The organism is Saccharomonospora iraqiensis subsp. iraqiensis (assembly GCF_000430445.1).
Classification (GTDB): Bacteria; Actinomycetota; Actinomycetes; order Mycobacteriales; family Pseudonocardiaceae; genus Saccharomonospora; species Saccharomonospora iraqiensis.
The window spans coordinates 44,446-50,248 of the sequence record NZ_KE387056.1; the positions used below are offsets into that span (position 1 = coordinate 44,446).

A 5,803-nucleotide genomic window follows, 5' to 3' on the forward strand; every position below is an offset into this window, starting at 1 on the left:
GCGCCGGAGGTCACCACGGTGCTCGCGTGGCCGCCGAACAGCCGCTCCCCGGCGGTCGCCGCGCTCGTCCGCGCCGCGGCCGGCCTCGGCGACACCACGCCGGTCCCGGGGCGGCATGGGCGAGGTTGATTCCGAGGGCTACACGGTGAAGCGGAACTCGACCTAGTTCGGGCGCACAGCAACCTCGGCGACGGAGGCGCGCGGTGGGCGCAGGACCATGGTGCCGAGCGCGAGAAGCGCTGCGGCGCCGAACGCCACCGATGGTCCGACCGCATCGCTGAGCACCCCGATGAGCGGGGCGGCCACGGTCTGCCCGGCCGCGATGATCAGGAACGCGAAGCCGACACCCGCTGCGGGACTCCTCGCGTAGACCCGGGTTCCCCAGATCAGAAGCATTCCTGTCAGGGCGATGTAGGCGGCACCGAAAGTGGCCATGGATACCCATGCCACCCCGAGCACACCGGGCAGCGCCGCGAGCAGTGCCGTGGCCAGCGCCATCGCGAGCATGGTGACCGGCCAGGCCAGCCGCAGCCCCACGGACCGCACGAGATCGCCCGCGAAGGCACCGACCAGGCCGAAAGCCCCGAGAAGGATCCAGCCGGTGGTCGATTCCCGATCGCCGAGGCCACCGGAGCTCACCAGCAGATCGCGGCCGAAGACCCAGGTCGCCGAGCTCGCGGCACCGGTCAGCAGGGCGGCGAACAGCAGGCGCACCGCTCCTTCCGGGAACAGTGGACGCGGGAGAACGCCCGCAGCGGAAACGCCCGGTCGACTCGCCGACGGGATCACGCGGGCGTTCCAGAGGGTCACCAAAGCGCAGAGCACCGCGAACACGAGCCATGCCAGGCGCCATTGGTCCCGCGCGGACAGGGCGATCGGTCCGGAGACGACCACCCCGAGCCCGGTACCGGCGTTGATCACCGTTTGGATCCGATCCCGGCGTCCGGGAGAGGCCGCACGGGAGACCGCCTGGGCGAGCGGGGGCGATGCGACGCCGGTGCTCGCCCCCGCGATGACGACGCCGATTCCGAGCATCATCTCGTGGGGAGCGAGGGCGACAAGCGCCGTCCCGACCGTGGCGAGGGAACCGGCGGCGACCGCGACGCGCCTGCTGCCCCACCTGGGGCTGGCCAGCGTCGACACCAATATTCCCACGCAGTAGGCGGCGTAGCTCATCGACCCGAGCACGCCGGCCATCGCCGCGCCGATCCCGAAGGCGTCCCGGAAAGCCGGGACGAACAAGCCGTAGGCGAATCGCGCCAACCCGTAGCAGGTGGCGATCAACGCCAGCCCTGCGCCGGCCAACGCCCACGTTCCGGTGCGCGCCATGATCACCTCACTTCGCTCGAACTTCACCGACCTGTGAAGCTTCCGCCGAGAGTATGTACACTGGTCTGTGAAGTCAATCGGAGCGTGGAGGACGGCCGTGGAGCAGTCGAGCGAGATTCACTGGACACCGGGAGCGCGGCGGATCATGGACGTCGCCTCGGAGCTGTTCTACCGGAACAGCATTCAGGCGGTCGGGGTCGACACCATCGCAGCCGAATCCGGAGTCACCAAGCGAACCCTCTACGACCGGTTCGGTTCGAAGGACGCGCTCGTCGCCAACTACCTCCGCCGCAGACACGAGGTCTGGTGGGAACGGTTGGAGGAGCGCCTCGCCGCGTCTCCGCCTCCGCGCGCGCTGGCGTTCTTCGACGCCTACGCGACCGACGCCGCCGCGGTCGATCGCGGATGCGCCTTCCTCAACGCCGCCGCGGAACTACCCACCGACCATCCCGGATTCGAGGTCATCCGCGCCCACAAGCGAGCGATCCGGGAACGGCTGCGGAGCCTGATCGACGCGGAACTACCCGGGATCGACGATCAGCACGCTCTCGCCGAAACGCTTTTCCTGCTCCTGGAAGGCGGCATCGCCCAGCGCGGCATCGACGGCGACGAGCGTCTGCTCACCCGGGCACGCGACCACGCCCGCGACCTGTTGCTCCCCACGCCGTGACGGGGCACAGGCCTGGGCGGCAACGCGGAAGGACCGACGCGACATGGCCCCCGCATGCACATGGTCGGCGGCACGACACCACGCCGTCCCCCGACCCAGCGGGAAGGGCGGGGCGACGGCACGGAGGGCCCGGAACCCACTGTCAGTCGGTGATCCTGGTGGCGGTACCGGTGACGGTGACCCGGGGATCGTCGGGTGCGACGTCGACCTGGAGCTCACTGCGGCGGCCCATGTCCTCGCCCTGCACGACCGTGATGCGCCGGGGCCGGGTGACCCACCCCAGCTCGCGGAGGTAGCCGCCGAACGCGGCCGCCGCGGCCCCGGTCGCCGGGTCCTCGACCACGCCGCCGACCGGGAAGGGGGCGCGGGCGTGGACGGTGTGCTCGTCCTCGAAGCGGAACAGCTGCACGGTGGTCCAGTTCTGCCGCCGCATCAGGTCACCGAGCGCGTCGAAGTCGTAGTCCAGTTCGGACAGACGTCGCCGGGAACCGGCGGCGAGCACGAGGTGGTCGTTCCCGCCGAAGGCGACATGGGGCGGGAAGCGCGCATCCAGTTCCCCGGGTGACCAGCCCAGTGCCCGCAACGCGGTCTCGACCTCCTCGGAGAAGGCCGGCCGGGAGCGGGTGGGCACGCTGGTGAGGCCGGCGACGAGGGTGTCGTCCCCCTCGGTCCCGATCTCGATCTCGCCCGCCCGTGTGCCGAAGACCATGCGGCCGGTCCCGTGGCGTTCGGCCAGCGCGACGGCAGTGGCGACGGTGGCGTGCCCGCAGAAGGCGACCTCGGCCACCGGGCTGAAGTAGCGCACGGTGTAGCGCCCCGCCGCCGGGTCGGAGGCGGTGACGAACGCGGTCTCCGAGTCCCCGACCTCGGCCGCGATCCGCTGCATCCGCACTTCGTCCAGGCCCCCGGCGTCGAGGACGACCCCCGCCGGGTTACCTCCGGACGGGTCGGTACTGAACGCGGCGTAGCGAACGACGTCGACCATGCCTGTCACTCCTTCCCCGAGGCCGCGATCACACCGCCCTGCGGGTCACCGAGGAGCGTGTTCCGGAAGCCCGGGGTATCGAAGGGCTCCAGCAGAACGCGCCCGCCGAGCCTTTCGGCTTGCTCGGCCAGTGCGTCGGCGTCCTGTACGGCGAAGTTGACGCTCCAGTGCGGCGGCACCGCGGCGCCGTCGGTTGCCGCGGCGACCGCGACGACCTGCTCGTCGAGTCGCCAGTAGGCGAACGGATCGTCGGTCGATTCGTCGAGCACCCAGCCGAACACGGCACCGTAGAATTCCTCCGCCTTTGTGAGGTCGGTGGTGTGCAGCGCGCTCATCGCCCAGGACCCGGGCTCGTCCGCCAACTCCACGTGACTGCGGGATCCGGCCTCCCAGAGCCACAACGCGACACCGGTGGCATCCGTCACTCCGGCCATGCGCCCGTGGTGAGCCAGCGCGAACGGGCCGGACTGCCGCACACCTCCCGCCGACTCCACGCGGGCGAGCGTGTCTTCCAGCCCGGCGACCCGAACGTAGGTGCGCCACCCCCCTGGGCCGTCGAGCCGGGCCTGGCCGATACCGGCGACGAGCCGCCCCTCGAGACGAGCGGCGGAGTACGCGTCCCCGGCTCCGGTCGGTAAGGGAACCGGATCATCGAAGCCCCACCCGAACAACTCCCCGTAGAAACCCCGGGCAGCCGCAGCATCAGGTTGGAAGATGTCCACCCAGCACGGCGCCCCGACTGAAGAGATGTCACGTTCGGTCATCGAGTTTCCTTCCCTCGTCACCCGGTCCACCCTCTTTCGGGCGGAGGGAGGGCATCCACTCTGCAGACCGCGCCCGGCGAGCACAAAGGCTTTTCGCCGTCGGCCGGACACACCGACTGTGCCGAAGCCGACAGTGACGACCCGGCATACAGCGCGCGGACCGGACGGCGACACCTCGGCGCCTGCCCGGGACAAGGCGAGGGGGCGTCGGATCTCGTGATCAGACGTTGAAGCGGAACTCGACCACGTCGCCGTCGGACATGACGTACTCCTTGCCCTCCATGCGGACCTTGCCCGCCGCGCGAGCGGCGGCCATCGATCCGGCCGCCATCAGGTCCTCGTAGGAGATGATCTCGGCCTTGATGAAGCCGCGCTGGAAGTCGGAGTGGATCGCGCCCGCCGCCTCCGGGGCGGTCGCGCCCTGCGGGATGGTCCAGGCGCGGGCCTCCTTCGGCCCGGCGGTGAGGTAGGTCTGCAGGCCGAGCGTGTGGAACCCGGCGCGGGCCAGGGCGTTCAGGCCCGGCTCGGACTGGCCGACCGATTCCAGCAGCTCCAGCGCCTCCGCCTCGTCGTCGAGCTCCAGCAGCTCGGACTCCACCTTCGCGTCCAGGAACACCGCGTCGGCGGGCTCGACCAGCTTGGTCAGCTCGGCGCGCTTGGCCTCGTCGGTGAGCACGCCCTCGTCGGCGTTGAACACGTAGAGGAACGGCTTGGTGGTGAGCAGGCTGAGCTCACGCAGGCCGTCCATGTCGAGCTCGGACTGCGCGGCGAACAGGGTGCGGCCCGAGTCGAGGATCTCCTTGGCCTTCTTCGCGTTGTCCAGCGCGGGCCGGTTCTCCTTCTTCGTCCGCGCTTCCTTCTCCAGCCGGGGCAGCGCCTTGTCCAGCGTCTGCAGGTCGGCCAGGATCAGCTCGGTGTTGATCGTCTCGATGTCGGACATCGGGTCGATCCGGCCGTCGACGTGGGTGACGTCGCCGTCGTCGAACACGCGGATGACCTGGCAGATGGCGTTGGCCTCGCGGATGTTGGCCAGGAACTTGTTCCCCAGACCCGCCCCCTCGGACGCGCCCTTGACGATCCCGGCGATGTCCACGAACGACACCGTCGCCGGGACGGTGCGGGCCGAGTCGAACATCTTCGCGAGTTCGTCCAGCCGCGGGTCCGGCAGGGGCACGACGCCGACGTTCGGCTCGATCGTGGCGAACGGATAGTTCGCCGAGAGCACGTTGTTCCGGGTCAGGGCGTTGAACAGGGTCGACTTGCCCACGTTGGGCAGGCCGACGATGCCGAGGGTCAGACTCACGACTGCCCAGTGTACGTGCCGGGGATGCCCGGCCGGTCAGCCGTCGTCCTCCTCACCGTCGTCCTCCTGCTCACCGCCCTCGTCACCGCCGTCCTCACCGCCGCCGTCGCCGCCTTCGTTGCCGTAGCCGCCGCCGTTGTCCTCCTGCTCCTGCTGATCGCCGTTGTCCTCCTGCACCGGCTCCTCGCAGGCCGCCGAGACGCCCAGGGCCGCGACCGCGGCGACGGCCGCGACGGCCGTACGGAACGAGGTGCGCTGCATCCGCTTGGTCATGGCACGACCGTAGAACTCCGCGACGCTCCCCGCACCTCGGCGGTGATGTCCGATTCCCGCGAGCCACCGGGCTGACCGGGTGGCACGATCGGAGGCATGATCCCGCTCACCGGCGACCCCCCGCCCCCGTCCGGGGCCGTCTGGCGGGACACGGAGCGCTGCTACCGCGCCGTGAGCTCCCGCGACGCGCGCTTCGACGGGCAGTTCGTGGTCGCGGTGCGCACCACGGGCATCTACTGCAGGCCGTCCTGCCCCGCGATGACCCCGAAGCGCGGCAACGTCGACTTCTTCCCCACGGCCGCCGCCGCGCAGACCCACGGCTACCGGGCGTGCCGCCGGTGTCTGCCCGACGCGGTGCCCGGCTCCCCCGAGTGGAACGTCCGGGCCGACCTCGCGGGCCGCGCGATGCGGCTGATCGCCGACGGCTTCGTGGACCGCGCCGGGGTGTCCGGCCTCGCCCGGACCCTCGGCTACTCGCA

The 5,803-nt window shown here is 70.8% G+C and carries 7 protein-coding genes; 2 read left to right on the top strand and 5 right to left on the bottom strand.

Annotated elements, in window-relative coordinates; genetic code table 11:
* Positions 1-162: 162 nt before the first annotated feature.
* Complete coding sequence (locus ACTIR_RS0104250; protein ID WP_026453337.1) at positions 163-1,329, bottom strand: MFS transporter; 1,167 nt, start codon at positions 1,327-1,329, stop codon at positions 163-165.
* Positions 1,330-1,426: 97 nt separating this feature from the next.
* Between ACTIR_RS0104250 and ACTIR_RS0104255 the strand changes: the two genes are divergently transcribed.
* Positions 1,427-1,999, top strand: a complete 573-nt coding sequence (locus tag ACTIR_RS0104255; protein ID WP_026453338.1) for a TetR/AcrR family transcriptional regulator — start codon at positions 1,427-1,429, stop codon at positions 1,997-1,999.
* A gap of 142 nt (positions 2,000-2,141) precedes the next feature.
* On the opposite strand, the gene ACTIR_RS0104260 is transcribed toward ACTIR_RS0104255, so the two are convergent.
* The 4 genes from ACTIR_RS0104260 to ACTIR_RS0104275 form a co-directional block, all read right to left on the bottom strand.
* Positions 2,142-2,984 (bottom strand): PhzF family phenazine biosynthesis isomerase, encoded by an 843-nt coding sequence (locus ACTIR_RS0104260; protein ID WP_026453339.1) that lies wholly within the window; start codon positions 2,982-2,984, stop codon positions 2,142-2,144.
* 5 nt (positions 2,985-2,989) lie between these two features.
* On the bottom strand, positions 2,990-3,748 hold the full coding sequence (locus tag ACTIR_RS0104265) for a VOC family protein (RefSeq protein ID WP_026453340.1): 759 nt from the start codon (positions 3,746-3,748) through the stop codon (positions 2,990-2,992).
* A 220-nt stretch (positions 3,749-3,968) separates the two neighbouring features.
* The gene (gene ychF / locus ACTIR_RS0104270) at positions 3,969-5,051 is read right to left on the bottom strand and encodes a redox-regulated ATPase YchF (protein ID WP_026453341.1); all 1,083 of its coding nucleotides are present in this window, start codon (positions 5,049-5,051) and stop codon (positions 3,969-3,971) included.
* 36 nt (positions 5,052-5,087) lie between these two features.
* A complete protein-coding gene (locus ACTIR_RS0104275; protein WP_026453342.1) occupies positions 5,088-5,324 on the bottom strand; it encodes a hypothetical protein in 237 nt (78 codons plus the stop codon).
* A gap of 96 nt (positions 5,325-5,420) precedes the next feature.
* Here ACTIR_RS0104275 and ACTIR_RS21655 point away from each other — a divergent pair.
* Positions 5,421-5,803: Ada metal-binding domain-containing protein (locus ACTIR_RS21655; RefSeq protein ID WP_034238308.1), on the top strand; the 383-nt coding region annotated here is incomplete at its 3' end.